27 protein-coding genes are annotated in these 26,262 nt (G+C 71.8%); 17 read left to right on the top strand and 10 right to left on the bottom strand.

The annotated features are described in order from the left end of the window. Positions 1-49 precede the first annotated feature (49 nt). From CLV68_RS12140 to CLV68_RS12130, 3 genes are all read left to right on the top strand, one after another. Positions 50-1,081: an AMP-binding protein gene (locus CLV68_RS12140; protein WP_121390444.1), complete on the top strand. Its 1,032-nt coding sequence runs from the start codon at positions 50-52 to the stop codon at positions 1,079-1,081. A 64-nt stretch (positions 1,082-1,145) separates the two neighbouring features. After that, positions 1,146-1,442: a trypco2 family protein gene (locus tag CLV68_RS12135; protein WP_147459957.1), complete on the top strand. Its 297-nt coding sequence runs from the start codon at positions 1,146-1,148 to the stop codon at positions 1,440-1,442. Continuing rightward, positions 1,429-2,163, top strand: coding sequence for a S1 family peptidase (locus tag CLV68_RS12130; RefSeq protein WP_170224236.1), 735 nt, complete (start codon positions 1,429-1,431; stop codon positions 2,161-2,163). The genes CLV68_RS12135 and CLV68_RS12130 overlap by 14 nt, the downstream gene beginning before the upstream one ends. A gap of 448 nt (positions 2,164-2,611) precedes the next feature. Here the strand turns inward: CLV68_RS12130 and CLV68_RS33820 are convergent, their stop codons facing one another. Further along, the gene (locus tag CLV68_RS33820) at positions 2,612-2,788 is read right to left on the bottom strand and encodes a hypothetical protein (protein ID WP_170224235.1); all 177 of its coding nucleotides are present in this window, start codon (positions 2,786-2,788) and stop codon (positions 2,612-2,614) included. Positions 2,789-2,874: 86 nt separating this feature from the next. Between CLV68_RS33820 and CLV68_RS12125 the strand changes: the two genes are divergently transcribed. After that, positions 2,875-4,737: a hypothetical protein gene (locus CLV68_RS12125; RefSeq protein WP_121390441.1), complete on the top strand. Its 1,863-nt coding sequence runs from the start codon at positions 2,875-2,877 to the stop codon at positions 4,735-4,737. On the opposite strand, the gene CLV68_RS12120 is transcribed toward CLV68_RS12125, so the two are convergent. From CLV68_RS12120 to CLV68_RS12100, 5 genes are all read right to left on the bottom strand, one after another. Then, the gene (locus CLV68_RS12120; RefSeq protein ID WP_121390440.1) at positions 4,661-5,500 is read right to left on the bottom strand and encodes an AfsR/SARP family transcriptional regulator; all 840 of its coding nucleotides are present in this window, start codon (positions 5,498-5,500) and stop codon (positions 4,661-4,663) included. The two genes, CLV68_RS12125 and CLV68_RS12120, sit on opposite strands and share 77 nt — an antisense overlap. Further along, positions 5,497-6,510 (bottom strand): methyltransferase, encoded by a 1,014-nt coding sequence (locus CLV68_RS12115; protein WP_121390439.1) that lies wholly within the window; start codon positions 6,508-6,510, stop codon positions 5,497-5,499. Before CLV68_RS12115 ends, CLV68_RS12120 begins: the two co-directional genes overlap by 4 nt. Continuing rightward, complete coding sequence (locus CLV68_RS12110; RefSeq protein WP_121390438.1) at positions 6,507-8,126, bottom strand: class I adenylate-forming enzyme family protein; 1,620 nt, start codon at positions 8,124-8,126, stop codon at positions 6,507-6,509. Before CLV68_RS12110 ends, CLV68_RS12115 begins: the two co-directional genes overlap by 4 nt. 55 nt (positions 8,127-8,181) lie before the next feature. Beyond that, positions 8,182-9,381: an FAD-dependent monooxygenase gene (locus CLV68_RS12105; protein ID WP_121390437.1), complete on the bottom strand. Its 1,200-nt coding sequence runs from the start codon at positions 9,379-9,381 to the stop codon at positions 8,182-8,184. Positions 9,382-9,449: 68 nt separating this feature from the next. After that, a complete protein-coding gene (locus CLV68_RS12100; protein WP_121390436.1) occupies positions 9,450-10,697 on the bottom strand; it encodes an MFS transporter in 1,248 nt (415 codons plus the stop codon). A gap of 93 nt (positions 10,698-10,790) precedes the next feature. On the opposite strand from CLV68_RS12100, the gene CLV68_RS12095 reads away from it, so the two are divergent. From CLV68_RS12095 to CLV68_RS12080, 4 genes are all read left to right on the top strand, one after another. After that, on the top strand, positions 10,791-11,267 hold the full coding sequence (locus tag CLV68_RS12095; protein ID WP_092782959.1) for an RrF2 family transcriptional regulator: 477 nt from the start codon (positions 10,791-10,793) through the stop codon (positions 11,265-11,267). Positions 11,268-11,300: 33 nt separating this feature from the next. Next, complete coding sequence (locus CLV68_RS12090) at positions 11,301-12,113, top strand: thymidylate synthase (RefSeq protein WP_121390435.1); 813 nt, start codon at positions 11,301-11,303, stop codon at positions 12,111-12,113. Further along, entirely contained in the window at positions 12,110-12,604 is a 495-nt protein-coding gene (locus CLV68_RS12085) for a dihydrofolate reductase (protein ID WP_121390434.1), read from the top strand. The genes CLV68_RS12090 and CLV68_RS12085 overlap by 4 nt, the downstream gene beginning before the upstream one ends. Before the next feature lie 99 nt (positions 12,605-12,703). Then, on the top strand, positions 12,704-14,224 hold the full coding sequence (locus tag CLV68_RS12080; RefSeq protein ID WP_246009774.1) for an FAD-binding oxidoreductase: 1,521 nt from the start codon (positions 12,704-12,706) through the stop codon (positions 14,222-14,224). 69 nt (positions 14,225-14,293) lie between these two features. On the opposite strand, the gene CLV68_RS12075 is transcribed toward CLV68_RS12080, so the two are convergent. Both CLV68_RS12075 and CLV68_RS12070 read right to left on the bottom strand, forming a co-directional pair. Then, positions 14,294-16,267, bottom strand: coding sequence for an FAD/NAD(P)-binding protein (locus CLV68_RS12075; RefSeq protein WP_121390433.1), 1,974 nt, complete (start codon positions 16,265-16,267; stop codon positions 14,294-14,296). Positions 16,268-16,319: 52 nt separating this feature from the next. Then, a complete protein-coding gene (locus CLV68_RS12070) occupies positions 16,320-17,177 on the bottom strand; it encodes a sigma-70 family RNA polymerase sigma factor (protein WP_121390432.1) in 858 nt (285 codons plus the stop codon). A 129-nt stretch (positions 17,178-17,306) separates the two neighbouring features. Between CLV68_RS12070 and CLV68_RS34705 the strand changes: the two genes are divergently transcribed. Next, complete coding sequence (locus CLV68_RS34705) at positions 17,307-17,783, top strand: carboxymuconolactone decarboxylase family protein (RefSeq protein ID WP_211346477.1); 477 nt, start codon at positions 17,307-17,309, stop codon at positions 17,781-17,783. A 940-nt stretch (positions 17,784-18,723) separates the two neighbouring features. On the opposite strand, the gene CLV68_RS12060 is transcribed toward CLV68_RS34705, so the two are convergent. Both CLV68_RS12060 and CLV68_RS12055 read right to left on the bottom strand, forming a co-directional pair. Beyond that, positions 18,724-19,086: a hypothetical protein gene (locus CLV68_RS12060; RefSeq protein WP_147459956.1), complete on the bottom strand. Its 363-nt coding sequence runs from the start codon at positions 19,084-19,086 to the stop codon at positions 18,724-18,726. A gap of 55 nt (positions 19,087-19,141) precedes the next feature. Continuing rightward, positions 19,142-20,020, bottom strand: coding sequence for a helix-turn-helix domain-containing protein (locus CLV68_RS12055; RefSeq protein ID WP_170224234.1), 879 nt, complete (start codon positions 20,018-20,020; stop codon positions 19,142-19,144). Between the two features lie 299 nt (positions 20,021-20,319). On the opposite strand from CLV68_RS12055, the gene CLV68_RS12050 reads away from it, so the two are divergent. From CLV68_RS12050 to CLV68_RS12025, 8 genes are all read left to right on the top strand, one after another. Further along, positions 20,320-20,520: a DUF397 domain-containing protein gene (locus CLV68_RS12050; RefSeq protein WP_121390428.1), complete on the top strand. Its 201-nt coding sequence runs from the start codon at positions 20,320-20,322 to the stop codon at positions 20,518-20,520. A 133-nt stretch (positions 20,521-20,653) separates the two neighbouring features. Further along, positions 20,654-21,067, top strand: a complete 414-nt coding sequence (locus CLV68_RS34700) for a hypothetical protein (RefSeq protein ID WP_211346476.1) — start codon at positions 20,654-20,656, stop codon at positions 21,065-21,067. After that, a complete protein-coding gene (locus CLV68_RS34695; protein ID WP_211346475.1) occupies positions 20,989-21,540 on the top strand; it encodes a vWA domain-containing protein in 552 nt (183 codons plus the stop codon). The genes CLV68_RS34700 and CLV68_RS34695 overlap by 79 nt, the downstream gene beginning before the upstream one ends. A 34-nt stretch (positions 21,541-21,574) precedes the next feature. Beyond that, the gene (locus CLV68_RS12040; RefSeq protein ID WP_170224233.1) at positions 21,575-22,243 is read left to right on the top strand and encodes a protein phosphatase 2C domain-containing protein; all 669 of its coding nucleotides are present in this window, start codon (positions 21,575-21,577) and stop codon (positions 22,241-22,243) included. Beyond that, positions 22,240-22,380 (top strand): hypothetical protein, encoded by a 141-nt coding sequence (locus CLV68_RS33810; RefSeq protein ID WP_170224232.1) that lies wholly within the window; start codon positions 22,240-22,242, stop codon positions 22,378-22,380. The genes CLV68_RS12040 and CLV68_RS33810 overlap by 4 nt, the downstream gene beginning before the upstream one ends. A 40-nt stretch (positions 22,381-22,420) precedes the next feature. After that, the gene (locus tag CLV68_RS12035; RefSeq protein WP_121390426.1) at positions 22,421-23,839 is read left to right on the top strand and encodes a lipopolysaccharide kinase InaA family protein; all 1,419 of its coding nucleotides are present in this window, start codon (positions 22,421-22,423) and stop codon (positions 23,837-23,839) included. Between the two features lie 160 nt (positions 23,840-23,999). Continuing rightward, positions 24,000-24,455 carry a YciI family protein gene (locus CLV68_RS12030; protein ID WP_121391136.1) on the top strand — a complete coding sequence of 152 codons (456 nt, stop codon included), beginning with the start codon at positions 24,000-24,002 and terminating at the stop codon, positions 24,453-24,455. Between the two features lie 103 nt (positions 24,456-24,558). Continuing rightward, positions 24,559-25,803 carry an RNA polymerase sigma factor gene (locus CLV68_RS12025; protein ID WP_121391135.1) on the top strand — a complete coding sequence of 415 codons (1,245 nt, stop codon included), beginning with the start codon at positions 24,559-24,561 and terminating at the stop codon, positions 25,801-25,803. Positions 25,804-26,262 lie beyond the last annotated feature (459 nt).

The following is a 26,262-nucleotide window of genomic DNA, read 5'->3' as shown; positions in this document are numbered from 1 at the left end:
GCCCTGCCCCGCGCGCACCGGCGGACCGGTTCCCCGAGGGAGGGACAGCATGGACGCGGTGTCGGCGGATTCCTGGTGGGGTGCCGAACTGCTCGGCGGTGCCGACGACGCGCTGTGGGCCGTCGCGGCGAGCCCGGTCACCTACGCGGCGATGCGCACGCGGGTGGCCGGGCTCGCCCGTGTCCTGCGGGCGCAGGGCATCGGCCAGGGCAACACCGTCGCGCTGCACGGCACGGCGAGCCTGACCCAGCTGTGGTCGCTGTTCGCGCTGTGGTCGTTGGGCGCCCAGGTGCTGCACGTCGACCCGGGGGTGCCGGACCGGGCCGGGTTGCTCGTCCGCCACCGGCCGCAGTTCCAGGTGGTGATCGGCAGCGGCCCGCGGGCACCCGGCCGGTTCGTCGACGAGTGCGGGGTGCTGGTGGGGCGGCTGCCCGGCGGCAGGGCCGCGGCGTCGGAGCACTGCCTGGTGCAGTTCACCCCAGGGCGGCTGGCCGCCGTCGGCCGCTCCCCGGAGTCCCTGCTGTCCGAAGTGGACCGACTGGCGCTGGTGGCGCCCGGGGACGCGGTGCTGGTGGCCACCAGGCTGACCCGGTTCGCGGGCCTGGCGTTCACCCTGCACGCGATGGCCGCGGGCGGCTCGCTGGTGTTCACCCCGGCGACCGGGGTCGACGTGGTGCTCGGCGAGCCTGCCGCCTTCGCCGGGTTGGTCGACGCCGAGGTCCGGCTGGGCGTGCGGCTGGCGGTGTCGGCAGGCGGGGTGTTGGCGCAGTCGGTGTACGACGACTTCGCCGCCCGCTACGGGGTGCTGGTCGGCCAGGCGTACGGCACGGCGGAGACCGGGTTCGTCGCCACCGACGCGTGCGGTCGGCTCGGCCCCGACTCGCTGGGGGTGCCGTTGCCCGGGGTGCGGACCAGGGTCGTCGACGGGGTGTTGCAGGTGCACCTCGCCCGCTCCCCCTACCCGTTCGCGCACGCCGACTGGCGGGGCGGCTGGCTGTCCACCCTGGACGCGGTGCGCGTCGACCACGGCGGATCGCTGGCGCTGGGCAGACTGGTGGAGCGCGACGCCCTGTCGGCGTGACGCGGGTGCCGAGACCAAATCCGATCCCCGACCGATAGCACTGTGTGCCGGGAGGAGGCGTTGGATGAGGATGGACCTGGTCGAGCTGGTGGGGCACCTGCGGGAGCAACTGGCCGAGGCGATGACCGCCGGGGCGGGCGCGGACCTGCGGTTCGAGGTCGGCGCGGTCGAGGTGGAGGTGTCGGTCGTCGTCGAGCGCGAGGCCAAGGCGGGCGGCAAGGCGAAGTTCTGGGTGGTGGAGGTCGGTACCGACGCCAAGGTGGCGCGCCACCACACCCAGCGGGTCAAGCTGTCGCTGACACCCACGCACGCGGGTGGGTCGGTGGCGATCACGGGCGCCGAGCGCGGTGCCGAGCGCTGAACGGGCCCGGGTCGCCGAGCTCATCGTCACCGGCCACTCGGGCAGGCGGCGCGGATCCGGCTACCGGGTGTCGACCGGGGCGGTGTTGACCGCGGCGCACGTCGTGCTGGACGCGGTCGAGGTGACCGTCCGATTCCTGTCGGACCTCCCCGGCGAGTGGACATCCCCCGCGACCGTCGTGTGGTCGGCCGGGGACGTCGCGGTCCTGCGGATCGACCCGCCGGACACCGTGCCACCGGTGGAGTTCGGTGTGATCGACGGGCGGCACGCGGCTTTCCTGCCCGCGCACGCGGTGGGGTTCCCGCTGTGGAAGCTGCGCGGGGACTTCCGGGACTCCCACCAGGCATCGGGAACCGTGACCGGCCTGTCGGGCTGGCGGAGCGAGACGCTGGAGTTCACCGTGCCGGTGCCGCCGGAGCGGGTGTCCTCGGGGTCGCCGTGGGAGGGCATGTCCGGGGCGGCGGTGTGGGTGGACGGTGCGATCGTGGGCGTGCTGGCCCGGCACCACGCGTCCGACGGACCTGGTCGGTTGGCGGCGGTCCGGGTGGAGCACCTGCACCGGGCACCCGCGGACGTCCAGGCGGCGGTGGGGTGGAGCGGTTCGCCGCGCGACGTGGTCCCGCCGGAGCCCGCTCGGGTGGTGCGAGCCGCCTACCAGGATGAACCGCGGTCGATCGCCCCGTGCAGTTGCTCGACCGCGAGGACGAACTGGACGAGTTGACCCGGTTCTGCTCGGGACCGGAGGCGTACCTGTGGTGGCAGGCAGGGCCGTGGGCGGGCAAGTCGGCACTGCTGTCGTGGTTCGCGACCAACCCGCCCGCGGGCGTGGACGTGGTGTCGTTCTTCATCACCAGCCGGTACGCGGGCCAGTCCGACAGCGACGCGTTCCTGGACGCGGCGTTTGAGCAGTTGGCGGCGTACGTGGGTGAGTCGGCGGGCACGGTGCTGCACGCCCGCGCCGGTCAGCCGCGACGGCTGCTCGACGCGGCGGCGGTGCGTGCCAGGTCTGCCGGTCGTCGGCTGGTGCTGGTGGTCGACGGACTGGACGAGGACACCAGCGGGGCGGCCCGCAAACGCAGCATCGCCAGTCTGCTGCCCGAGCGGCCCGTGGTACACGTCGTGGTCGCCAGCCGCCTGTCCCCCGACCTGCCCACCGACGTCCGCCCCGGTCACGCCCTGCGCGCGGTGTCGCCGTCGCCGCTGCGGATGTCCTCGGCGGCCGGCGATGTCCGGGCGAGCGCCACCGAGGAGTTGCACGCACTGCTGGCGGGCCCGAACCGCCCCGTGCTCGGCTTGATCACCGCGTCCGGCGGTGGCCTGACCCGCGAGGACGTGCACGAGCTCACCGGCTTGCAGCCGGTGGGAGGTCGACCGCCTCACCCGCGGCCTCTTCGGTCGCAGCATCCGCGGCCGACTGTCCTCCCACGGCATCGTGGTCCACCTGTTCGCCCACGAGACCCTGCGCGAGGCCGCCGAGGACGCCTTCGGCCCCGCTCTCGCCGAGTACCGCGCCAGACTCCACGACTGGGCCGACGCCTACCGGTCGCGGGGATGGCCGCCGAACACCCCCGTGTACCTCCTGCGCGGCTACTCCCGGATGCTCGCCGACATCCCCGACCGAGCTCGCCTGCTCGCCCTGGTCACCGATCCCGTCCGCCGGGACCGCATGCTCGACCACACCGGCGGCGACGCCCTGGCGATGGCGGAACTGACGACGGCGGCCACGCGTTTCGTCGATCCGCCCGATCTGGGATCGCTGCTGGTGCTGGCCCACACCAGCAGCGACGTGGTCGCGCGGAACTGGAACATCCCGGATGAGCTGCCCGCGGTGTGGGAGGCGTTGGGCCACCGGGACCGCGCCGCCGCGCTGGCCGAGGGCACCGGCCGGGTCGGGCCGCTGGTGGAGATGATGCGCGTCACCAACAGCGCTGAGCGCGCCCGGGTCCTGTTCGATCGGGCGTTGACCGTTGCCGCCGCGCTCGACACGGGAGCTGCGGCGGCCACCGCGGTGCTGTCGATCCTCGACGCGGCAGCCGACCGCGCGCCACTCGGCTGGGAATCCGAAGTGGACGGACTGCTGGACCGCGCGGAACGGTTGCTGGAGAGCGAACCGGACCCGATCTTCGTCCTGCGCGGTCAGGCGGCACTCGCCAGGACCGCGGCCAGGTGCGGGCGAACCGAGTGCGCCGCCGGACTGGTCGAGATCGCCGAGCGGTCACCCTGGGCGTTCGACACCAAGGCGATGATCCTGACCGCGCACGCCCGGTGGCTCGTCCAGGGGGTCGCGAGCGCTCGCGCCGAACTGGAACGGCTGATGGGCATCCGGGAGGAGTCCCTCGACCAGCCGACCGAGGCGATGATCGTCGAGTACGCCGCCGCGGTCGGTGATCCGGCCTGGCGGGACTCGATCATCCACCGCCTCTTCCAGGGGATGTGGTGGGTCTCGCCTTACGGGCTCAGCGAGTTGTGCGTGGCGTTCGTCCGAGCGGGACGGGTCGACGCCGTCGAGAAGATGGTGGGACTCGCCGGTGACCAGTGGTACGGCGCGCTCGCCGCGACCGACGCGGCAGCGCTCGCGATGGGGGAACCCGGGGTCGCGGCCCGCCTGCTCGCGCTGCGGGAGCCCGAGCGGTTCTCCAGGCCCAGGCACCTGGCGATCCGTGCGGCGGTCGAACCCGACCGGCACCGGGCCCGCGAACTCGCCGCATCCGCCGCGGTGGCGGCTAGGACGATGGCCGACCCCGACAACCTCCCCCTGCTCATCGACGTGGGAACCGCGCTCGCCGACGCCGGATTCCGCGATCTGGCCGCTCGACTGTCCCGCGCCGCGTTGGCCGAGTTCGAAATGGGCATCAGGCGCGAGACCGATCGATCGAGTGGGGAACTGGCGGTGTTGTTCACCAAGGCAGGTCTCGACCTCCCTGCCGCGGTCGAGGGCGGGGAACCCCCTGCCTGGCAGGGACCGCGTCAGACCTCGCCGAGGCGGTCGCGGGCATTGACGACCCGGTGGCTGTCGAACTCCTGCTCGTCAAGGCCATCAACGGCGGCAACCACCGCGACGCCATCCCCCTTGTGGCCACTGTGGACAGTTCCGCCCTCGCGGCGCTGGCCGAGGTGTTGTTGGCGGCGGCGGAAAGCCCCACCGTCAACGGGGGAGGACCCGCAGGCCGACCAGGGGGGTGAGTCGACCTGCGGGTCTGGGCGGGCAGCCAGCCGGGCTAGATGGCTGCCCATTCCTTGGGGGAGGTCCGTTCCATGGGGCAGGTGCGTTGGCGGGGAACCACGTCGAGGGTGAGGGTGGGGCGCGGGGTGGGCGGTGGGTCGAGTTTCGGGTCGGCGGAGAGGATGTCGGAGTAGAGTTCGTGCAGGGATCGCGACAGCGGGCCGCCGCCGTCCTCGGTGATGGCCTGGCGCAGGCGGTGGAAGGCGGCCAGGGCGTCGACGCGCCTGCCGCAGCGGTGCAGGGCGATCATGAGCTGCGCGGTGAACCGCTCGGTGGTGCGGTGGCCGTGCACGAGCGCGCTCAGCTCGCCGAGCAGGTCGTGGTGGCGGCCCAGCGCCAGGTCCAGGTCGACCCGGTCGCCCACCACGTCGAGGTGTCGGCGGGTGAGCAGGCAGGCCGCGGCGCGCAGGACCGGGCCCGCGGTGACGTCGACGAGCGCGGGACCCGTCCACAGCCGTAGAGCCTCGCGCAGCAGTTCGGCCGCGGTGCCCGGGTCCGCGGTGCCCGCCGAACGGGCCAGCGCGTCGAACAGGTCGACGTCCAGCTCGCCGTCGTTCACTACCAATTCGTAGCCGCCCCTGCGGGTGCGCAGCCGGGTCTCCCCGCCCGCCAGCGGGCGCAACGCCTTGCGCAGGTGCATCACGTAGGTCTGCAGCGCCGCGATCGCGTGGGCGGGTGGCGAGCACTCCCACAGCTCCTCCATCAGGTGCGCCTGGTGGACGGTCGTGTTGGCGTTGACCAGCAGCAGCGCCAGCACCTGGCGCTGCTTGGTCGCGGTGGGGGTGAGGCTGCCCCGGTGGCCGACCGAGAGCGCGCCGAGCAGTTTGAAGATCATGGCTGCCGCGGGGTCGCGACCAGCAGCCGGGTGTCCAGCGGCAGCGGGTGCACCGCCCCGAGGCTGAACCCGGCCTTGTCCAGCATGTCCCGGTAGTGCGGCTCGTCGCGTTCGCGGCCACCGCCGAGCACGACCAGCATGTGCATGTTGAACCCGTGCGACAGCGGTGAGGCGCCTGCGCCGGTGAGCCGCTCCAGCACCAGCAGCGACCCGCCCGGCGCGATCGCGGACCGGATGGTGGTCAGGATCCGGTGGCATGCCTCGTCGTCGAAGCAGTGCAGGATCCGCGACAGCACGTAGACGTCGCCGCCCTCCGGCACACCCGCGAAGAAGTCGCCGCCGACGCGCTCGCACCGGTCGGCCAGCTCGGCGATCGGGTGCCGCGCCGCCTCCGCGATGACGTGCGGGGTGTCGAACAGGACCGCCCGCAACGCCGGGGTGGCCCGCAGCACGTGCTCCAGCAGCGCGCCGTGGCCACCGGCGACGTCCACCACGAGCGAGGCGGCCGAGAAGTCGAACGCCTCGGCGACCGCGGTGAAGAACGGCGCGCCCGCGACCATCATCCGCTCGTAGGCGTGCGAGAGGTCCGGGTTCGCCTTGAGGTGGGTGAACAGGTCGGCGCCGTGCACCTGGGCGAAGGACGAGCCGCCGTGGCGGATGGAGTGCGCCAGCTCGCCCCAGGCCCGGTAGAACTGGTTGCCGTACAACGTGATGTGGTCGCGCATGGTGCCGTCGGCGTCGGTGCGGGCGAGCGCGCCGACCTCGGTGAGGGTGTAGCCGGTGGCCTCGTCGCCCGCGAGGACCCCGACGCTGCCGAGGTACCCGAGCAGCCGGGTGACGGCGTCGGTGTCGAACCCCAGCGACAGCGCGACCTCGGCGGCGGCGGTGGGCCGCAGCGGGTCGAGCCGGTCGATGATCCCCAGTTCGGTGGCCACGTACAGCGACTGGCTGCGCCAGAAGCCGGTGAGCAGCTCGATGAGCTCCCGCTGCGCGGTCGTCGCGTCGCTCATGCCCCGGCCCCCTCTTCGCGCGTGGCCCGCTGCGGTGGCGCGGACCGTTCGGCGCGCAACCGCTTGGCCAGCTGGTGGCGCTGGATCTTCCAGGTGGAGGTGCGCGGCAGCTGGTCGAAGTCGATCTGCCGCGGCTGCGCCATCTCCGGCAGGTCGCGCACGGCCCTGGTCCAGCGCTCCAGGTCAAGCGGCGCGTCGTCGCGAGTGGACACGATGGGCACCGGCTCCCCGGTCGGCCCGGCGACGATGACGATCTCCCGCAGCTCCTCGAGCCGCGACATCAGCACGTCCTCGACCTCCAGGTTGGACTCCATGGTGGCGATCCGGTCGGCCTCGCGGTCGAGCAGGTGCAGCAAACCCTTGCGGTCCAGGTAACCCATGTCGCCCAGCCGCCACCAGCCGTCGTCGAGCTGGCTGGTGTAGCGCTCGTGCTCGCCGAGGTAGGTCAGGATCCTGGTGCGGCTGCGCACCTGCAGGTGCCCGACGGTGCCGCGGCGCACCCGCCTGCCCTGGTCGTCGACGACCCGCAGCGAGATGAACCCGGGCAGCGGCACGCCGACGCAGCGGCCGTCGGCGTCGCCCGCGGTGCGCCGGGTGTACCAGCGGCCCGCGACCGGACCGATCTCGGACTGGCCGTACGCCTGCAGGAACAGCGGTCTCGGCCGCCGCGACGCCCCCAGCATCCGCTCGATGGTGCGCGGGTGCATCGCGTCGAAGGTCGCCCCGAAGTAGCGCACGCTCGACAGCGGCGCGCCATCGGCGTCGGCGAGGACCTCCCAGTCGACGTAGTTGTTCGGGTGCGTCTCGACGTAGCCGGGCCTGGTCTGGATGAGCAGCGGGCCAACGGAGCGCGGGTCCGGGTCGACCGCGATCACCAGCGGGTTGCCCAGGCTCAGCCACATCGCCAGGCCCTGGTAGAACCGGGAGTGCACGAAAGTCATGCACAGCGCGGCCTTCTCCCGGCCGCGGATGGGCCACGCGGCCAACTGCTGCGGGATGAGCCGGTGGTAGCCCGCCTCCGGGCAGTGCACGGCGAGCTTGGGGATGCCGGTGGTGCCGGAGCTGTGCGAGATCAGCGACGGTTCACCTGGGTGCAGCACCACGGCGGGCCTGCGCGGCGCGCCAGCCAGGTCGGCGAGGTGGCCGGTGCCGAGCCTGCTCTCCCCCGCGGTGAGCAGCACGCCCCTGGTGGCGCCCGCGACCGGGACGTCGTCGAGCGCGCCGTCGAGGGTGTCCCCGTCGGTGATCAGCCACGGCTGGTCCAGCCGGTGCAGCAGCACGAACGCGGTCTCCCCGTCCAGCGCGGGCGAGAGCAGCGCGGGCACCGCCCCGATGCGCGCGGCGGCGCAGGCGAACAGGGCGATGTCGAAGTTGTTGGTCTTGTAGATGGCCACGCGCTCGGTCGGGCGCACCCCGGCCGCCCACAACCGGGCCGCGATGTCGTCGACCATGTCGGCCAGGCCCGCCGCGGTGAACCGGGTGCCCGTGTCCGGCGCCCAGGCCAGCGGCCGGTCCAACGTGATCTCCAGGTCCGGTCGGCGCCGCGCCGCCGTCTCGAAGATCAGGCCGAGGTAGAAGCCGTTGCCGCGCAGTAATCGCCGAACGAGGGTGTGCATGGGTCCTCCAGTGCCGACGGGACAGTGACTGGTCGGGGTCGCGGGTCCCGCGACCTCACTCGGTGAGCTCGAGATCGGCCGCGCGGGTGTCGTGGCCGTAGATCCAGGCGAGGTGGTCCAGGTCCTGCTCGTGCGCCAGTTCGAAGTCGCGCTCGCGCTGCCGATCGCCGTCGGAGAGGTGGAACGCCTCGCCGCGCAACCGGGACTGGCGGTGCACCTCGGCGGTGCGCGGGCCGCGGTCGGCCTCGTAGCGGGCCAGCGAGTCGTCCAGGCTGACCTGGCCCGCGAGCCACGGGCCAAGCCGGTCGAGCAGCGCGGCGGCGTCCTCCAGGGCCTGGTTGGCGCCCTGGGACAGGTACGGCAGCATCGGGTGGGCCGCGTCGCCGACCAGGACGGCGTGGTGCGCGTGGTAGCGCTGCACAAGGTCCCGGTCGAACAGGCCCCAACGGGTGACCGACCGCGCGGCGGTGACCACGCGGCGCACCTCGGGGTGCCAGTCGGTGAAGGCGGCGGCCAGTTCCGCGGTCTCGGCGCCGGTGGTGCTCGACCCCGGCCTGCCGTCGGCGGTGGCGCACACGGCGCTGAAGTGGATCGTTCGGCCGGAGCGGATCGGGTAGTACGTCACGTGCCGCTGGGGGCCGAACCAGAATAAGACCCGGGGATCGGTGGCTAACGAGGGAACGACACCGGCCGGGATGAGCCCGCGGTACACCGAGTAGCCGGAGAAGACGGGTTCGTCGCACACGATCGCGGCCCGCACCGCGGAGTGGGTGCCGTCCGCGCCGATCACCAGGTCCGCGCCGAACCGGGCCCCGTTGGCGAAGCGCAGCTCGACGCCGCCGCCGCACTCCACGACGCGCTCCAGCCGGTGTCCCATGTGGACGTTGTGCTCGCCCGCCCTGCTGACCAGCAACTCGTGCAGGTCGGCGCGGTGGATCAGGTAGTAGGGGGCGCCGAAGGTGGTGACGCAGTCGTCGCCGTGCGAGACAGCGGAGAGCACGGCACCGTCGTCCCAGCGGCGGATCTCGATCGACCCGGCCCGCACGGCCTTCTCGGCCAGCCCCTCGGTGTGCCCGAGGGCGTGCAGCACCCGGACCCCGTTGGGTGAGAGTTGCAGACCGGCACCGATCGGGCTGAACTCCGCCGCCTGTTCGAACACCGCGACCTCGGCGCCCGCCGCCCGCAGCGCGGTCGAGATGACCAGTCCGGCGATCCCCGCGCCGATGACGGCGACGCGGGCATGCGTCAACACCATGCTCAATCCCCCCAGGGTTGCGACACGATCGGGTACCCGGCCGCCGGGGGGCGGCCGGGTGCTTGCGACTACTCCTCCAGCTTGTGCGGCGACAGCGCCAGGATCGGCACCACCAGCACCGCGGTGACCACGGCCAGCAGGACGAACGCCAACTCGAAGTTGCCGGTCGCGTCCCGCAGCAGGCCGACGAGCAACGGCCCGGCAGCGGCGCAGCCGTAACCGACGAAGAACGCCATACCGCTGATCCGGCCCGCTTCCGCGGCGTCGCGGGCGGCGGTGACCGGCAGCGTCAGCACCAGCGGGAAGAGCCCGCCGTGGCCGATGCCGATGAGCGCGATGGACAGCCAGACGACCGCGGTGGAATCCGGCGCGATGGCGAAGCCGAGGAACCCGGCTGCGGTCAGCACCGTCGTCACGGCCAGGCCGGCGCGCTGGTCGCGGCGCTCGCCGAGCAGGGCGGGCACCGCGATCATGGCGACCACCTGGATGGAGATCATGACGGTGAGCAGCACGCCTGCGGAAGACTCCGTCCGGCCGCCGTCGTTGGTCAGCAGCGGCGCGATCCAGGCCAGTTCGCAGTAGTAGAGCGCGGAGTTGCCCGCCGACACCGCGGTCACCAGCCACGCGGTCGAGCTGCGCCAGGGCAGTCCGACGGTGGTGAACCGGCGCACGCCGGAGGCATCACCCAGGTTGAGCGAGTTCTTGGCCACCGACCACAGCGCGATACCCGCGACCGCCAGCACCGCCCAGGAACCCAGCGCCACCGGCCACGAGCCGAAGGCATCCGCGAGCGGGGCGGTGGCTCCTGCGGCGACCGCGCCACCGAGGCCGAGGCCCGCGGTGTAGAGACCGGTCACCAGACCGGGCCGGGCGGAGAAGCGGGACTTCACCACGGCGGGCAGCAGGGTCTGGGTGATGGCGATGCCCGCGCCGACGGCGAAGGCGCACAACAACTGCAGCCAGGTCGCGCTGCCGAGGACCCTGGCGAGGGTGCCGATGCCGACGATCAGCAGGCCGATGGTGACGCCGCCGTGCAGGCCGCGGCGGCGGGCGACGACGGCGGCCAGCGGCGCGCACAGGCCCATGGCGAGGGTCGGGATGGTGGTCAGCAGCGAGGCGCCGGTCGCGGACAGCCCGAGGTCCGCGCGGATGGTGTCGACCAGCGGGGAGACCGCGGCGATGGCGGGGCGCAGGTTGACCGCCGCGACGAACAGGGCCACCGCCGCCAGGCCGAGCGCGGCCCGGTCGGCACTGGTCGCGCTGGCCCGGTCAACGGGTGTTCCCGTTGTCCTGGACGGGTTTTCGGTGTCGGTCACGACGCTACCTCTCAATTCGGACAAGGAATGTCCGGAACCTAGCACACGGCGATCAACTTGGACACATCTCGTCCGAGATCTAGGATCGGGCGAATGAAGCTGTCCAACGGGGTGGAGTGGGCGCTGCACTGCTGCGTCAGCCTCAGCCAGACCGAGCACCCGGTGCCCACCCTGCGCCTCGCCGAACTGCACGACGTCCCGCCCGCCTACCTCGCCAAGCACCTGCAGGCCCTGGCCAGGGCGGGCGTGGTGCGCTCGACCCAGGGCCAGGACGGCGGCTACACGCTGACCAGGCCGGCCGCCGAGATCACCATGCTCGACGTGGTGGCGGCCATCGACGGACCGGCGCCCTTCTTCCGCTGCACCGAGATCCGCAGGCGCGGCCCGCTCGCGGCGGACCCGGCCAGGTGCGCCAACCGCTGCCCGGTGGCCAGGGCGATGGGCGCCGCGGAACTGGCCTGGCGCGCCGCGCTCGGCACCGTCACGATCGCCGAACTGGCCACCGACATCGACGCCGCCAGCGGCGGGGACGCCCTGGTCGGCGTCCGCGACTGGCTGCGCGAGCACTGACCCCGCCCCGACCCCGGAGACGACGACACCCCGATGACCGACTCGCCCCCACCCGACACCCAGTACGAGGACCTGCTGCGCCTCGTGGCGACCGAGGGCACGCGCAAACGCGACCGCACCGGCGTCGGCACCCGGTCGCTGTTCGGCCACCGGTTGCGCTACGACCTGGCGGCCGGGTTCCCCCTGGTGACCACCAAACGCGTCCATTTCCGCTCCATCGCCTACGAGTTGCTGTGGTTCCTGCGCGGGGACAGCGACGTGGGCTGGCTGACCGAGCACGGGGTGACCATCTGGGACGAGTGGGCCGGGCCCGACGGTGACCTCGGTCCGGTCTACGGCGTGCAGTGGCGGTCCTGGCCCACCCCGGACGGCGGCCACGTCGACCAGCTGGCGCAGGTCCTGCGCACGCTGCGCACCGACCCGGACTCGCGGCGGATGGTCGTGTCCGCCTGGAACGTCGCCGATCTGGACAAGATGGCCCTTCCCCCCTGTCACGTGCTGTTCCAGTTCCACGTCTCCGACGGCAGGCTGTCCTGCCAGCTCTACCAGCGCAGCGCCGACCTGTTCCTCGGGCTGCCGTTCAACATCGCCGGGTACGCGCTGCTGACCTCGATGGTCGCCCAGCAGGTGGGCCTTGTCCCCGGCGAGCTGATCTGGTGCGGCGGTGATTGCCACGTGTACGACAACCACGAGACCCAGGTGCGCGAACAGCTCGGCCGCGCCGCGTTCCCCTTCCCCGAACTCCGACTGACCCCGGCGCCGTCGTTGTTCGACTACACCTACGCCGACCTGAGGATCGTGTCCTACCGACACCACCCCGCGATTCCGGCGCCGGTAGCAGTATGAGCGTGGGATTGATCTGGGCTCAATCGACCAATGGCGTGTTGGGCAGCAATGGAACGATACCCTGGTACCTGCCGGAGGATTTGTCCCGATTCCGGCAGAAAACTGCCGGTGCCGCGGTCATCATGGGCAGGCGCACCTGGGACTCGTTGCCCGCACGGTTCCGGCCACTGCCCGGGCGCCGCAACATCGTCCTGACCAGGCAAGACGACTGGCGGGCCGAGGGCGCGGACGTCACCGACTCGCTGGCGGCGGCATTGGCCATGGTCCCATCCGGACCGCGGTGGGTGATTGGTGGTGGGGAGATCTACCGGGTGGCCATCGAATGGGCCACCCAGGTGCACGTCACCCATGTGGCAGGCACATTCCGCGGCGACGCACACGCCCCGTCATTGGACACCGGGTGGCAACTCACCGAGGTGGAACCGAGCACCGGTTGGCTGAATTCCTCCACCGGTCTGCGATACCGCTACTGCGAATACACCAGGACCTAGAATATCGAGCAAGACACCGGTGCCACCGCCGTGGATCACTGCTAGCGTGGTCGCGCGAAAAGGCCATTGCCGGTCGTTCGACGAAAGCGGGGCACGCGCGTGCGCACTCGACGGTCATTCCTGCGGCTGGGCACCGGGACCGCGCTGGCGTCCACCGGTCTGCTCGCCGCGCCCGCCGCAGGCGCGGCGCTCGTTCGGTCCACAAAGGACGTCTCGGCGCTGCGCGAGCGGATCGCGGGCACCGTGGTGCTGCCGTCGGACGCCGCGTACCCGAGCGCCAAGCAGCTCGTCAGCGCCGAGTTCGACGCGGTGAACCCGCGCGCGATCGTCTACTGCGCGAGCACCGCGGACGTCAGCACCTCGGTCCGGTTCGCCCGCGAGCGCGGCATCCCGCTCGCGGTGCGCAGCGGCGGCCACAGCTTCAACGGCTGGTCCACCACCCCGGGCCTGGTGGTCGACACGTCCCGGCTGGCGCACGTGGTCCCCGGCTCGACCGTCCGATTCGGACCGGGGCTGCGCGGCGTCGACTCGGTGGCGGCGCTGTCCCCGCACGGGATCGCGCTCCCGGCAGGCGGCTGCCCCACGGTGAGCGCGGGCGGGTTCACCCTCGGCGGCGGCCTCGGCTGGCAGACCCGCAAGTACGGCACCGCGTCCGACCGGCTGGTCTCGGCCCGCGTGGTGCTCGCCGACGGGCGCGCGGTCCGGGCCAGCGCCACCGAGCACAGCGACCTGTTCTGGGCCCTGCGCGGCGGCGGTGGCGGCAACTTCGGCGTCGTCACCGAGTTCGAGAGCCTGCCGACCCGGCTGAGCCGGGTGGTGAGCTACCGGCTGACCTGGAGCTGGGACCGGGCGGCGGAGGTCATCGCCGCGTGGCAGCGGTGGGTGATCACCGGCGAGGACGAGCTCGCGTCGGTCCTGGTCGCGGTGCTGCCGGACTCGGCACCCGCCGCCGTACCGCTGCTGCAGGTCGTCGGCGCGCACCTGGGCACCAAGGCCGCGGCCGACGCCGCGATCGCCCGCCTGGTCTCCGCCGTCGGCGCCGCGCCCACCAGCAACACCGCCGAGGAACTCCCTTATGCCACCGCGATGATGCGCGCGTTCGGCTGCTCGGACAAAACGGCGTCGCAGTGCCACATCACCGGCCAGACCCCGGACGCCCTGTTGCCGCGCACCACCTTCGTGGCGCACCGCTACCGCACGTTCGCCCGCGCGATCCCCAGCACCGGCATCGACGCGATCCTCACGGCCTTCGAGGCGAACCGCCGCCCCGGCCAGAACCGCTCCCTCAACTTCGTCGCCTGGGGCGGACAAGCCATCCGAGTACCGGTCACCGCCACCGCCTGGCCCCACCGCACAGCCCAGTTCGCCCTCGGCTTCTCAGCCGCCCTCACCACCGCCACCACCCCCGACGACCACACCACAGCCACCCACTGGGCCGACACCGGCTTCACCACCATGACCCCCCACTCCACCGGCCACACCTACCAGAACTACGGCCACAACGGCCTCCCCGACTGGCAAACGGCCTACTACGGCCCCAACTACACCCGCCTGACCCAGGTCAAGCACGCGTACGACCCGGACAACGTCTTCCACTTCTCCCAGAGCGTGGGCTCCTGACCGCCCTACCCAGCTGGCGAGGGCGGGCGGTTTGTGTGGAGGTTAGGTCCACAGCGGACCTACGGATCTCTAGTTGGTCAGGCGGGCGGCCGGAATCGAGTCCACGGCGGACTCATCAGTCAAGTTCAGGGCGGCTCGGGCGATGGCGTCCGCGTCGGTGAGGATCACGGAGTTGGAGCCGGGGCGGATGCCCGCGGCGGTGAGCCAGTGGACCGACTCGGTGGGGACGCCGAAGGCGAAGCGGTGGGGGTGGGCGGCTCCGGTGGCGTCCACCAGGTGGTAGGGGCGGGTGGTGACGGCGACGGCGCCGGTGTCGAAGCCCGCGGAGGCCGTGTCGGCGTCGTCCGGGATGTGGTACGGGGCGCACTGGCCGGTGATCCACAGGTAGCGCAGCAACGGGTCCGTGGTGTGCTCCAGGTGCGGCTCGGGCAGGCGGGCCTCGATCAGCGATGTCACCGTCACCGTGTCGGGCACGGTGTTCGCGCCCACCAGGAACTCGGTGCCGCCCGGGGCCGGTCGCGCCTGCACGCCCGGGGCCAGCACGGTCAGCACGCCCGCCTCGACCAGGGCGATCATCTCCCGGATCCGCCGCACCGGGGGCCCGATCGACAGGAAGGCGTTGAGCGGGCCGTACCAGCGGTTCAGCTCGTCGCGGTAGGACGTTCCGGCGAGACCCCGGTGATCTACCACCAAGCGGATCTCGTTGCGCAGGTCCCGCAGCACGTCCATGGCCGCCTTGAGCGGCCCGCGGACGTTCCCGAGCTCGGCTTGCGCCACGTCCTCGCGCAGGTGGGTCAGCAGCCAGCCCTGGTACTCCGCGTGCGAGGAGAAGGTCCGCTCCCCCCACGGCCGCACGACCCGATCCCAGTCCCAGCGCTCGGACCTGGCGACGCCGTAGCGGTCCAGCAGTCGTGACTCCACAGCGGTGGCGCGGTCGGTGGTGGCGACGTCGACGTACTCCAGGGTGAACGCGCGGGCCATCCACCGGCCGTCGCGTTCGGCGATCAGGGCCGCGTGGTAGGCGAGCCGCACCTCGGAGGTGATCAGCGGCCAGAGGTCGCGGCGGAAGTGCACCGGGGAACCCGCCGCGGCCCTGGCGCGGAACCGCTCGACGCGCTCCTCGGTGAGGAACATCGGTTCGTGCCTGCCCGCGACGCCCTTCTGGTTCTCGCCGCGGGCGTGGTACGGCAGGCCGCGGCGAGAACCGGTGTACAGCAGGGGTTCGCGTCCGGATGGCTGGTACGCCAAGCCTTCCGGGGTCTCGGTGAAGTGGCCGCCGCGGCCGGTGGTCAGCAAAGCCATGTAGTCGAAGAAGTTCAGCCCCATCCCGCGCAGCGCAACAGCTTCACCGGGCTCGATCCCGCTCAAGTCGACCTCGGCCGGGTTGTTCGGCGGGATGTAGCGCAGGCCCGCGCGGGCGGCGAACCCGATCAGCGCCGACTCCGGGCCGATGGGCTCACGGTCGACGTGGCCCTGCGCGAGGACCACGGAGTTCAAGCCGCGCAACCGATCCCCGTTGTCCAGGGTCAACACCTGGGTCCCGTCAGCGTCGTCGTCGAGCGCGACCGCGGTGGCGCGAACGGTCCGTACCGACAGCGACGCGGGCGCGGTGCTGATGAGTCCGCGCAGCACCCAACCCACGTAGTGGCCGTAGAAGGAGCGCGACGGGTACGAGTCGGGACCGAGGGCGGCGGCCTCGGAGCGCACGGGCTCCGGGTAGTCGTCGACGCCCTCGGTGACGAACCGGGCCCAGTCGTACAGGCTCGGCCCCGGCGCCACCGGTCCCGCGCAGTGCACGGTCTCGTCGGTGAACATGGTGACCTGGCAGGCAACGGTGTTCATCACCAGCTCCCGCGGCTGCGTGGTCCGCCAGACCCGACCGCCACCGTCACCGACCGCGTCCACCAGGTGCACCACCACCCGGGGCGCGGCACCGCCCAGCGCGCGCAGGTTCGCGCAGATCCGCTCCACCACCGCCACCCCACGCGGCCCGGCACCGACGACGCACACGGTGAACGCGCTGGGGTTCTCGTCGACCGCCATGATTCCTCCGAAGTGCCCCGACCACCCGACCGCCCGATGCTGGCAGGGCTGCCTAAAAGACCGAGCAGTGGTCGAGACCGGCGAGGCGGTCGGGGTCGGCGAGGATGTCGATCCCGGTGATCTTCCCGTTGGCCGTGGTGAAGCCCATGATGGAGACGAGCGCGTCTCCGGCGGTGTTGACCAGTCCGGCGGTGCCGTTGACCACTGCGGCGCGGCTGGTCGTGGTGGTGGCCATGCGGTGGAAGGTGGCGAGCCGGCCCGCCACGGCGTCGGCGCCGCGCAGGACCTGGCTGGGACGCGTCTTCCCGCCATCGGCTCTCAGCGTGACATCGGGGTCGAGGACTGCCATCAGGGCGGTCAGGTCGCCACCGCGCGCGGCGGCCAGGAAGGCGTCGACGACGCGGCGTTGTGCGGCCCGGTCGGGGACGGGGGCGCCCTGGACGCGTTGGCGGGCGCGGCTGGCGAGTTTCCTGGCCGCGGCCGGGGTGCGGTCCATGATCGGGGCGATCCGCTCGAACGGCACGCCGAACAGGTCGTGCAGGACGAAGGCCAACCGCTCGGCCGGGTTCAGCGACTCCAGCACCACCAGCAGCGCCACCCCGACCGCGTCCGCGACCAGCACCTCGTCCTCGGGACCGGTGACGACCGGGTCCGGCAGCCGGGCGTCGTGCGGGTCCTCCCTGCGCTGCTTGCGGGTGCGCAGCATGTCCAGGCAGACCCGGCCGACGACGGTGGTCAGCCAGCCGCCGAGGTTGTCGATGCCCGCGGTCCCGGTGCGGGCGAGCCGCAGCCACGCCTCCTGGACGGCGTCGTCGGCGTCGGTCGGCGAGCCGAGCATCCGGTTGGCCACCGCCTTGAGGTGCGCGCGGTGCCCCTCGAACCGGTGAGCCAGGAAGTCGTGTTCGTCCACGGGTCGCCTCTCGGGTCGGTCGTGCGCATGACGAACCGGGCGCCCCGGGTGTGACAGCCCGGGCACGGTCACCTCCGCCGCTCGCGACCCGTCATGGCAGTGACCACCGCGAGTTCCGGGAAGGAAACCATGACCACGTCGCGTTTGCCCGACCCCACCAAGCTCATCCCCGAACTGGACCAGGTCGGCGCGGCCCTGTTCGCGGCCACCGCCAACGGCTCGGTCTCCCCGACCACCATCGGCCTGGTGCAACTGCGCGCCGGGCAGATCGTCGGCAGCACCTACCTGACCGTCCGGCACACCACGGGCCTGCGCACGGCGGGCGAGCCAGAGGACCGCATCACCGCCGTCGCGTCCTGGCAGGACTCACCCCACTTCACCGCCCCCGAACGAACCGCACTGGCCCTGGTAGAAGCCGTCCTCACCCCCAACCCCCACACCGAACGAGTCACCGACGACCTCTACACCAGGGCCACCACCCACTACGACGACAAGGCCCTCACCACCCTCACCACCGCCATCGGCCAGGTCTGCTTCTTCATCCCCCTCGCCCTCATCGGCAAACCGTTCCCCGGCAAGCCCGTCGCGGAGCAGTGGCGGGACTGACGAACCCACCGATTCCGGCGCGAAGCGCAAATCGTGCAGGTACTGATGACGAACCCTGCCTAGCTGATTCCCAAGACAGGACAGGCGGTCCTGGCGCTGAGGTGGGCCATCAACCGGTCCGTCGCGCGCGACGGACCGGGGCCGCACCGACTGCGGACCGGCAGCTGGTCGCCAGACCCAGGTTCGGGCGGCCGCTGCTGGGACTCGGTTGCCGCAGCACACAGGCAGATGCCGTTCGCGCGTCGCACCACTGGCCCGCGGATGGGCGGACGTTCGGCCGCGCCACGGCACCGTTCAGCGAGAATCCGCCATTCCAGGCGTGCGCGTGCTAATGGTCATGCGCTGGACACAATCGATTCTTGCTCAATTGTGACAATTGACCAGGACTTTTGCCGTCCGCAGCTGCGGGCACCTGCCTGTTCTCGCAGGTGGCGGGGTGATGGCGTAACGCAGGAGCACCCCCGCGCGACCCTTGCTTCGTGGGCGTCGGCGTTGAATATCGGCGACGCCCGTGCCAAGATCAACTATCGACGGTGGGCGGTGGTTGGATGAACGGGCCCGGGGTGGTCGACGATCACCCCATCGTGCGGGCGGTTGCCGCTCGCGCACGGCGTTTCCGGCCGCCGTGTGCAGTAGTCTCGTCGCCGGGAGGTGGTCCGCGCCGGGGGAGGCGCGGACACGGGCCTGCGGAAAGGAAGTCCTCCGTGCCAGTCGCCGACACAATCACCCGGAGTCCGAGGTCATGACCGGCAGGAATCCACATCGGACAGTGGCGGCCGTCGTCTACTGCTCGGCCGCGGGGCTTGCCGCCGTTGCCGCGGCGGTTCTGAGCCACGACCTCATCAGACCGGACAGCTGGGGCGTCCCCCTGGGAATCGGCTTGACGGTCACCCTGCTCGCCGGATTGTTCGGCGACCGGGTCATCGCGTCGATGGCCCCCTCATTTCCGATCAGGCTTCCTCTTGTACCACCGGACCACCTTGAGGATCACCCCGACCGCCGTCGCCGCCCCGGCCGCGGACGGAAGAATCCATCTCCACGGCATGTCATGCTGACTCAGGAAAATCACCGCCAGTAGGAGGATCGCCGTCGGCCAGGCCATGATCGTGTTCACGATCGACTTGGCACGACGCGTCTTGGCATCGGAGCTGATGGCGTTGCCGAACGCCTTGGCCACGATCTCGTACAGCCTCGGGCGCTGATCGGATTCCTTGGCGGGCAGAGAATCCCGCCGTTGTTCGACGGACTTCTGCTCGCCCCCCGATTCGGCGGGTGGCTGCGAAGTACCAGCCTGCTCGCTCATCACACTCCTGGTGAGGAAAGACGCGACGCGGGTGTGTCGTCGATTTCCGAGGCGGTTACGGGCTGGGGTACCGGGAAAGCTCATCGGCGATGCGGCGGGCGCTCTCCTCGGCGGAGAGGGCGAGGCGCGTCAGCGCGTCGAACGTCTTGCCGTAACCGGCTATGCGGTCTTCGTCGTCGCGCACCAAAGCGCTGTGCACGGGATGGTCGACGAACACGATGGTGTTCGCCAGGACCAGACCGTCACCCTCCGGGGCCAGGTCGAAGATCGCGAACGACTCCCGGAGACCCGGGTGCGCACCCGCCGAGTACTCGATGATCCGCACGTCCACCTTCCCCGCGTCGCCGAGTCGGAGCAGGTGGCGCAGTTGCGCCGCCATCACGGCCGCGCCTCCCACGTGGCGGTGCAGGACGGACTCATCGAGCAGGACAGTGTACGCCGGAGAACGGTCCGCTTCCAGCAGGCGCTGCCGCCTCCGCCGGAGCTCGAGCTGCTTGACCAGGTGGTCCTCGGGGGTGCAGTCGATCGGTTGGAGCGCGCGCGTGTAGTCGCCGATCTGCAACAGCCCGGGCAGCAGGACGGAGTGGACCTGGCGAATCGCCTGCGCTGCCCCCTCCAACTCCAGGAGGGTGAGCAGCTGCGGCTGCACGGCGCCGCGGTACTCGCTGAAGGGCGAGGGGCGCCTGCTCTCCTCGGCGAGTCCGAGGAGGCGGTCCTGCTCGGTCCGGTCGGTCACCCCGTACACGCCGAGCAGGGCGTGCACGGTCGCGGCGGTGACCTTGTCCAGGCCGTTCTCCCTGCGGATCAGCGTTCGAGGTGACCAGTTGAGCGCGTCAGCGGCCTGCTGCTGGGTGAGCCCGGACACCGTGCGCAGCCGCCGGAACTCCGCGCCCAGGCGCAGGGCTTGGATCGCGGGGACATGGGTGTCTTTCACGTGAAGCCTCCGGGGTCGGGGAATCCGGCGTGCTCGCCGCGCCACGGATGGGATCCACTCCATCGAGTCACGGTCAACCTGTCAGTGACAGCGAATTTAGCACGCGGTGACCGGGAACCGGCCGCGGCGCGCGTCCGACACCGCGCCCGCCTTGTCGCCGGTCACCGACGACGCACGCCCGAGCACACAGCGTGGACGCAAGTGCGAGGATTGCGCACCACCCGACCAGCGGATGCCATTCCCGGCGAGCCGGCGGAATACTTGACGAGCCGTTTGCTCGGCTCAGCCTGGAGGCTTTGATGACATCATTCACGACAGTCTGGCGAAAAAGCAGGCGTAGTGACGCGTTCGCCAACTGCGTCGAACTCGGCCGGACCTCCCGGGGTCTGGGAATACGGGACTCGAAGAATCCTGGACAAACAGTGGACATTTCCGCGCCGACCGCCGTTCGGTTCCTCGCGTTCATCTCGTCCGGATCGGTACAACGCGCGCGAGGATGACCGCGCCAGATCCGGAGGCGCGACGCGGTGGGCCTCCCCGGTTGGGTAGTGGCGATTACGCGACGCCGTGCGGGGATTCCCGGCGGTACGGCACCGGGGGTGGCCGTGGCCGGCTACCATCGGTGGCCCAGCGGTGACCAGGAGGATGTCGGTGTACCACGCGGAAATCAACCGGCGGCAGCCGGCGTTGTTGCTCCTGCTCATCGACCAGTCGTACTCGATGTCGGAGCAGTGGGGCACGGACGGGACGTCGAAGGCGAAGGCGAAGGCGCTGGCCGACGTGGTCAACCGGCTGCTGAGCAGCGCGGTCGTGCAGTGCAGCAAGGGCGACAACACGATCCACGACTACTTCCACGTCGGCGTGATCGGCTACGGCACCGACGTGGACCTCGCGCTGCACGGGGCCGACACGGCCAACCCGGTGCTGCCGATCAGCCAGGTCGGACGGGAGCCGAGGCGGATCGACCAGTGCTGCGCAAGATCCCGGACGGCGCGGGCGGCATCATCGAGGCCCCGCTCGCCATGCCGGTGTGGCTGGACCCGGTGAGCGACGGCGGTACCCCGATGGTGCGCGCCCTGCAGGTCGCCACCAAGGTCGTGACCGCGTGGACGGCGAGGTTCCGCGACAGCTTCCCGCCGATCGTGATCAACCTGACCGACGGGGTCAGCACCGACGGCGACCCGCGGCAGGCGGCTGCCGCGCTGCGCTCGACGCGGACCGACGACGGGCAGGTGCTGCTGTTCAACGTCCACCTGTCCGGTGGCCCGGTCGGCGAGGTCGCCTTCCCGAGTTCGGCCAAGTCGCTGCCCGACGCCTACGCGACCATGCTGTTCGAGATGTCCAGCGAACTGCCCGCGCAGCTCGCCGAGGCAGCGGGGGTGGCGGGCTACCGGATCGGGCCGGGCGCGCGGGGGTTCCTCTACAACGCCAAGGCGGTCGCGGTGACGGAGTTCCTCGACATCGGCACCCGCGCGGTGACGCCGGGCGGCCTGAACGAGCTCACTGCGGGCACCGGCTGAGCGGCATGGCCACCACCCGCTCGCTCGTCGTCAGGTGGCAGACCGTGCCCAAGGCAGGCAGCCGGAGGAGAACGAGGACAGTGTGGCCTGCGACGCCGCACTCGGCCTGGTCGCGATATCCGACGGCGCCTCCACCGCCGCCCGGCCCGAGGTCTGGAGCAGACTGCTCACCGAGTCCTACACGGCAGGCGCCGATCCGCTGACACCGGAGGTGCTCGCCGAACTGCGGCAGCGGTGGCACGCGGCGGTGCGCGATGACGCGCTGCCCTGGTACGCCGTCGCCAAGTTGGCCGAGGGGTCTGCCGCGACCTTCCTCGGCCTGCGCGTCGACGGCGACCGCTACGCCGCGACCGGGGTGGGGGACAGCTGCCTGTTCCACCTCAGCGGCGAACGGCTGGTCTCCGTCGGCCCGCTCGAGGACTGGACGCAGTTCTCCCGGTTCCCGGCGCTGATCAGCACCAGCGGCGACCTGGACGCGGCGGCGATCTGGCGCACCGAGGGCGAGGCCGCCGACGGCGACGTGTTCGTGCTGGCCACCGACGCCGTCGCCCAGCACCTGCTGCGGTCGCACGCCTGCGACGACGTGGTGCCCGCGGTCCACGAACACCTCGACAGCGCGGCCGACTTCGCCGCGTACGTCGAGCGGGAACGCGGGCGCGGGCTGGCCAACGACGACTCGACGGTGTGCGTGGTGCTGACGTGAAGCTGCCCCAACTCGTCGACTACCAGCAGGCGCTGCAGATCCCGCAGGTGTCGTTCGCGGAGCCGGACCTGCGGCGCGGCGAGGTGCGGCGCAACCAGCTGCAGGTACCCGACTCCGCGTCGGGGGCTTCGCGCTGACCTTCACCATCACCACCGGCGGTCGGCTGCACGCCGTGCGGTGCTTCCACAAACTGGGCAACCACCTGCAGAGCGCTACGCGGCCATCGCCGAGTTCATCCGGGCCAACCAGCCGACCATGGGCTTCCTGATCGACGTCCGCTACGTCCCGCAGGGGATCCTGGTCAACGGCGCCCGCTTCCCGATCGTGCGCATGCCGTGGATCTCCGGGCAGCGGCTAGACAGCTGGATCGACGACAACCTCACCAAGCCCCACCTGGTCGACCACGTGCGCGGGCAGGTCCAGGACGCCGTGGCGAGGATGCGCGCGGCAGGCGTCGCGCACGGCGACCTGCAGCACGGCAACATCCTGGTCGACCCGTCGGCCAAGGTGTGGTTGATCGACTACGACGGGATGTACCTGCCGTCGCTGGCCGCGCTGGGTGCCTCCGAGTCGGGGCACCGCAACTACCAGCACCCCGACCGGGGCCAGAGCTACCACGCCGACCTGGACCTCTTCGCCTCAGCCGTGATCGACCTGTCCCTCGACGCGGTTCGGCACGACCCTCGGCTGTGGCGGGTTACGGGCGAGAACCTGCTGTTCGAGCAGGACGACTTCGCCGCCCCGGGCACCTCCAGGGTGTTCGCCGCGCTGGACCGCGTCCCGGCACTGCGCGAGCGCGCCCGGCGACTGCGCGACGCGTGCGGCGCGCCCTTCTCCAGCGTGCCGGGGATCCTCGCGGGACAGCGGCCCGCCGTGCACGCGGCTCCCGCGACTCCCCGGCAGCGCCCCAGCGGTCCCCAGGCGCTGTCGTGCGCCGACCGCACGGCGCTGCTCGCCAGGGTGGGCGACACGGTTCCGGTCGTGGGCAAGGTGACCGCTGTCCACGTGCACCACGCGGGCGGCAAGACGATGACGTTCATCAACTTCGGCAACTTCTGCGCGGGCGCGTTCACCATCGTCGCCTTCACCCGCACCAGCCGCGCGCTCGCGGGCATCCACGGCGAGCGCTGCGAGGGCCTCAAGGGCCGCTGGGTGACCGTCACCAGCCTGGTGACCTCGTACACGGCAGGTGGCCGCAAGCCCGCGACCCCCCAGATCACACTGGACCGGGCGTTGTCCCTCCAGACGCTCAGCGCCGACCGGGCCAAGGCGAGGTTGGCGGGTACCCCTGTGGACCGCGGCGCCACCAGTGGCGTCTACCGGATGTCGACGCCCGCGAAGCCGCCCACTACGCAGGACTCCCCCGACGACGTGCTCCTGCGGGCATCGCAGCTCTACTCGACGCCTGGGTTCGCGCAGCCATCGACGCGGCAGCCCATGCCCGCGCCCGTCAGGCACAACCCACAGCCACGGCAGGCCGCGCCCCCGTATCCCGCATCCGCGGGTGGTTCCCCGCCCCAGCCCGTCCACGCACCGCAGCCGCCACCAAGGAAACTGGGCTTCTGGCGGAAGTTGCTGAAGGACATGGGCTTCTAGCCGAGACCATTCGTCCATAACGGACATTCCGGCCGCGACTGGGCCCCGGGAAGAATCTTGGAAGATTGTCGGGCCGGGATGTCGAAAACGGGTGTGCCCGTTCGACGTGTGGTGGACCGGGCGGACGGCTCGGGGTTCGGATGACGTGGAGGCTGTGATCATGCGGTTCATGGTGATGGGCAAGGCGACGGCTGAGTCCGAGGCTGGGGTGTTGCCGAGCACCGAGATGCTCGTGGAGATGGGCCGGTACAACGAGGAGTTGGTCAAGGCCGGTGTGCTGCTCGCTGGCGACGGCCTGCACCCGAGTTCGAAGGGGGCGCGGGTCCTGTTCGACGGGGACGACCGCACGGTGGTCGACGGGCCGTTCGCCGAGACCAAGGAGTTGATCGCCGGGTTCACGATCCTGGAGGTGGCCTCGAAGGAGGAGGCCGTCGAGTGGGTCAAGCGCAGCCCCAACCTGATCCCCGGCGGGGTCGGCGAGGTGGAGATCCGGCAGATCTTCGAGGCGGCGGACTTCGGCGACAACGCCACCGAGGAGGTGGCCGCGTTCGTCGACGGTGTGGGTGAGCAGGGGCGGGCCAACGTGGCCAAGTGGCGCGCCGAGAACGCGGACTGACTCCCGCGACCCGCCGCGTTCTCGGCCGGTACCGGCGAGGACGCGGCGGGTTGCGCGGGTCGGCCGGGTCGGGTTGAGTCCGGGCGTGCCAGTCGACGAGCCGATGCCCGCCACCCACCGGGCGGTCGAGGCGGTCTGGCGGATCGAGGCGGCCCGGCTCATCGGCGCGCTGGCCAGGGTGGTCCGCGATGTCGGCGTCGCCGAGGACCTGGCCCAGGACGCCCTGGTCGCCGCGCTCGAGCAGTGGCCGGTGACCGGCATCCCGGACAAACCCGGCGCCTGGTTGATGACGATCGCCCGGCGGCGCGCGGTCGACGGCGTCCGGCGCGAGGTCCGGCTGGCGGAGAAGGTCGCCGAACTCGGCCGCACCGCCGAGCGCGCCGACGGGGTCGAGGACGACGACCAGGTCGAGGACGACGTGCTGCGGCTGATGTTCACCGCCTGCCACCCGGTCCTCACCCCGCCCGCCCGCGCGGCGCTGACGTTGAAGATGCTGGCCGGGCTGCGCACCGAGGAGATCGCCCGCGCGTTCCTCGTCCCCACCGCGACGATGGCCCAGCGCGTCGTCCGGGCGAAGAAGGCGCTCGCCGACGCGCGGGTGCCGTTCGAGGTGCCGACCGGCGCCGAACTCGCGCCCCGGCTCGCGTCCGTCCTCGGTGTGGTCTACCTGCTGTTCAACGAGGGCTACTCGGCCACCGCGGGACCCGACCTGGTCCGCCCGGCACTGTGCGCGGAGGCGATGCGGTTGGGCCGGGTCCTGGCCGCGCTCGCCCCGGACGAACCCGAGGTGCACGGGCTGACCGCGCTGATGGAGTTGCAGGCGTCCCGGCTGCGCGCCCGCACCGACGCCGCGGGCGAGATCGTCACCCTGCTCGACCAGGACCGCGGCCGCTGGGACCGGCTGCTGATCCAACGCGGACTCGCCGCACTCGACCGGGCGGTCGCCCTGGGCGGGGGCACCGGTCGGTACACCGTGCAGGCCGCGATCGCCGCCTGCCACGCCCGCGCAGGCACACCCCAGGACACCGACTGGGCCCGCATCGCCGCCCTCTACACCGTCCTGGCCCACGTCGCCCCCTCCCCCGTGATCGACCTGAACCGCGCCGTCGCCGTGTCGATGGCCGAGGGCCCGGCCGCCGCACTGGACCTGGTGGACGCCCTGGTCGCCGCGAAAACCCTCGCCCGCTACCACCTGCTCCCCGCGGTCCGCGCCGACCTGCTGACCAAACTCGCCCGCCCCACCGAGGCCCGCGCCGAGTTCGAACGAGCCGCCACCCTGACCGACAACGCCCGCGAGCGCGCCTTGCTGCTGAGCCGGGCGGCGGAGTGCTCCACCCAGGAGCCCTAACCCCCGGCACGGCGCTCGAACACCCCAGCCACCCAGCCCGACCACACCTGGCTCAGCCCGCCCAGCTCGGCCGCTCGGCTCGGCAGGCCAGCTGAGCCGCACGGGTTCGACCGCACCGGCTCGACCATCCAGCTCGGCCACCTGCCCGACCAGCTGAGCCGACCTCCCCGCTCAACCACTCAACTCGGCCACCGGCAGACACCCCGTGCTCGACCACCCCCGACTCAGCCACCCCAGTCAGCCGCTCGGCCCGACCACCCGGCTCAGCCGCCCGTCACGACCGCCCGGCACGACCGCTCAGCTCGACCAGCCAGCTCGACCAGCTCGGCGTGGCCAACATGCTCGACCACCCGGCTCAACCGCTCAGCTCGACCATCCCGCCCGGCCAGCTCGGCTCGACCAGCCCAGCCGGCCACCCGGCACGACCAGCCAGCTCGGCCGCTCGGTTCGGCGGTCGGT

Origin of the sequence: Actinokineospora cianjurensis, assembly GCF_003663795.1 — a bacterium.
Taxonomy (GTDB): domain Bacteria; phylum Actinomycetota; class Actinomycetes; order Mycobacteriales; family Pseudonocardiaceae; genus Actinokineospora; species Actinokineospora terrae.
The sequence above is the reverse complement of the archived record's forward strand: the minus strand, read 5'-3'. Positions and strand labels throughout refer to the sequence as shown.

What these genes read in the sequence shown, in the direction of transcription:
- CLV68_RS12140 (WP_121390444.1), top strand. Translation starts at nt 50, where the DNA reads ATGGACGCGGTGTCGGCGGATTCCTGGTGGGGTGCCGAACTGCTCGGC.
- CLV68_RS12135 (WP_147459957.1), top strand. Translation starts at nt 1,146, where the DNA reads ATGAGGATGGACCTGGTCGAGCTGGTGGGGCACCTGCGGGAGCAACTG.
- CLV68_RS12120 (WP_121390440.1), bottom strand. Translation starts at nt 5,500, where the DNA reads ATGATCTTCAAACTGCTCGGCGCGCTCTCGGTCGGCCACCGGGGCAGC.
- CLV68_RS12115 (WP_121390439.1), bottom strand. Translation starts at nt 6,510, where the DNA reads ATGAGCGACGCGACGACCGCGCAGCGGGAGCTCATCGAGCTGCTCACC.
- CLV68_RS12110 (WP_121390438.1), bottom strand. Translation starts at nt 8,126, where the DNA reads ATGCACACCCTCGTTCGGCGATTACTGCGCGGCAACGGCTTCTACCTC.
- CLV68_RS12105 (WP_121390437.1), bottom strand. Translation starts at nt 9,381, where the DNA reads ATGGTGTTGACGCATGCCCGCGTCGCCGTCATCGGCGCGGGGATCGCC.
- CLV68_RS12095 (WP_092782959.1), top strand. Translation starts at nt 10,791, where the DNA reads ATGAAGCTGTCCAACGGGGTGGAGTGGGCGCTGCACTGCTGCGTCAGC.
- CLV68_RS12090 (WP_121390435.1), top strand. Translation starts at nt 11,301, where the DNA reads ATGACCGACTCGCCCCCACCCGACACCCAGTACGAGGACCTGCTGCGC.
- CLV68_RS12085 (WP_121390434.1), top strand. Translation starts at nt 12,110, where the DNA reads ATGAGCGTGGGATTGATCTGGGCTCAATCGACCAATGGCGTGTTGGGC.
- CLV68_RS12075 (WP_121390433.1), bottom strand. Translation starts at nt 16,267, where the DNA reads ATGGCGGTCGACGAGAACCCCAGCGCGTTCACCGTGTGCGTCGTCGGT.
- CLV68_RS34705 (WP_211346477.1), top strand. Translation starts at nt 17,307, where the DNA reads ATGACCACGTCGCGTTTGCCCGACCCCACCAAGCTCATCCCCGAACTG.
- CLV68_RS12060 (WP_147459956.1), bottom strand. Translation starts at nt 19,086, where the DNA reads ATGAGCGAGCAGGCTGGTACTTCGCAGCCACCCGCCGAATCGGGGGGC.
- CLV68_RS12050 (WP_121390428.1), top strand. Translation starts at nt 20,320, where the DNA reads ATGACATCATTCACGACAGTCTGGCGAAAAAGCAGGCGTAGTGACGCG.
- CLV68_RS12030 (WP_121391136.1), top strand. Translation starts at nt 24,000, where the DNA reads ATGCGGTTCATGGTGATGGGCAAGGCGACGGCTGAGTCCGAGGCTGGG.
- CLV68_RS12025 (WP_121391135.1), top strand. Translation starts at nt 24,559, where the DNA reads ATGCCCGCCACCCACCGGGCGGTCGAGGCGGTCTGGCGGATCGAGGCG.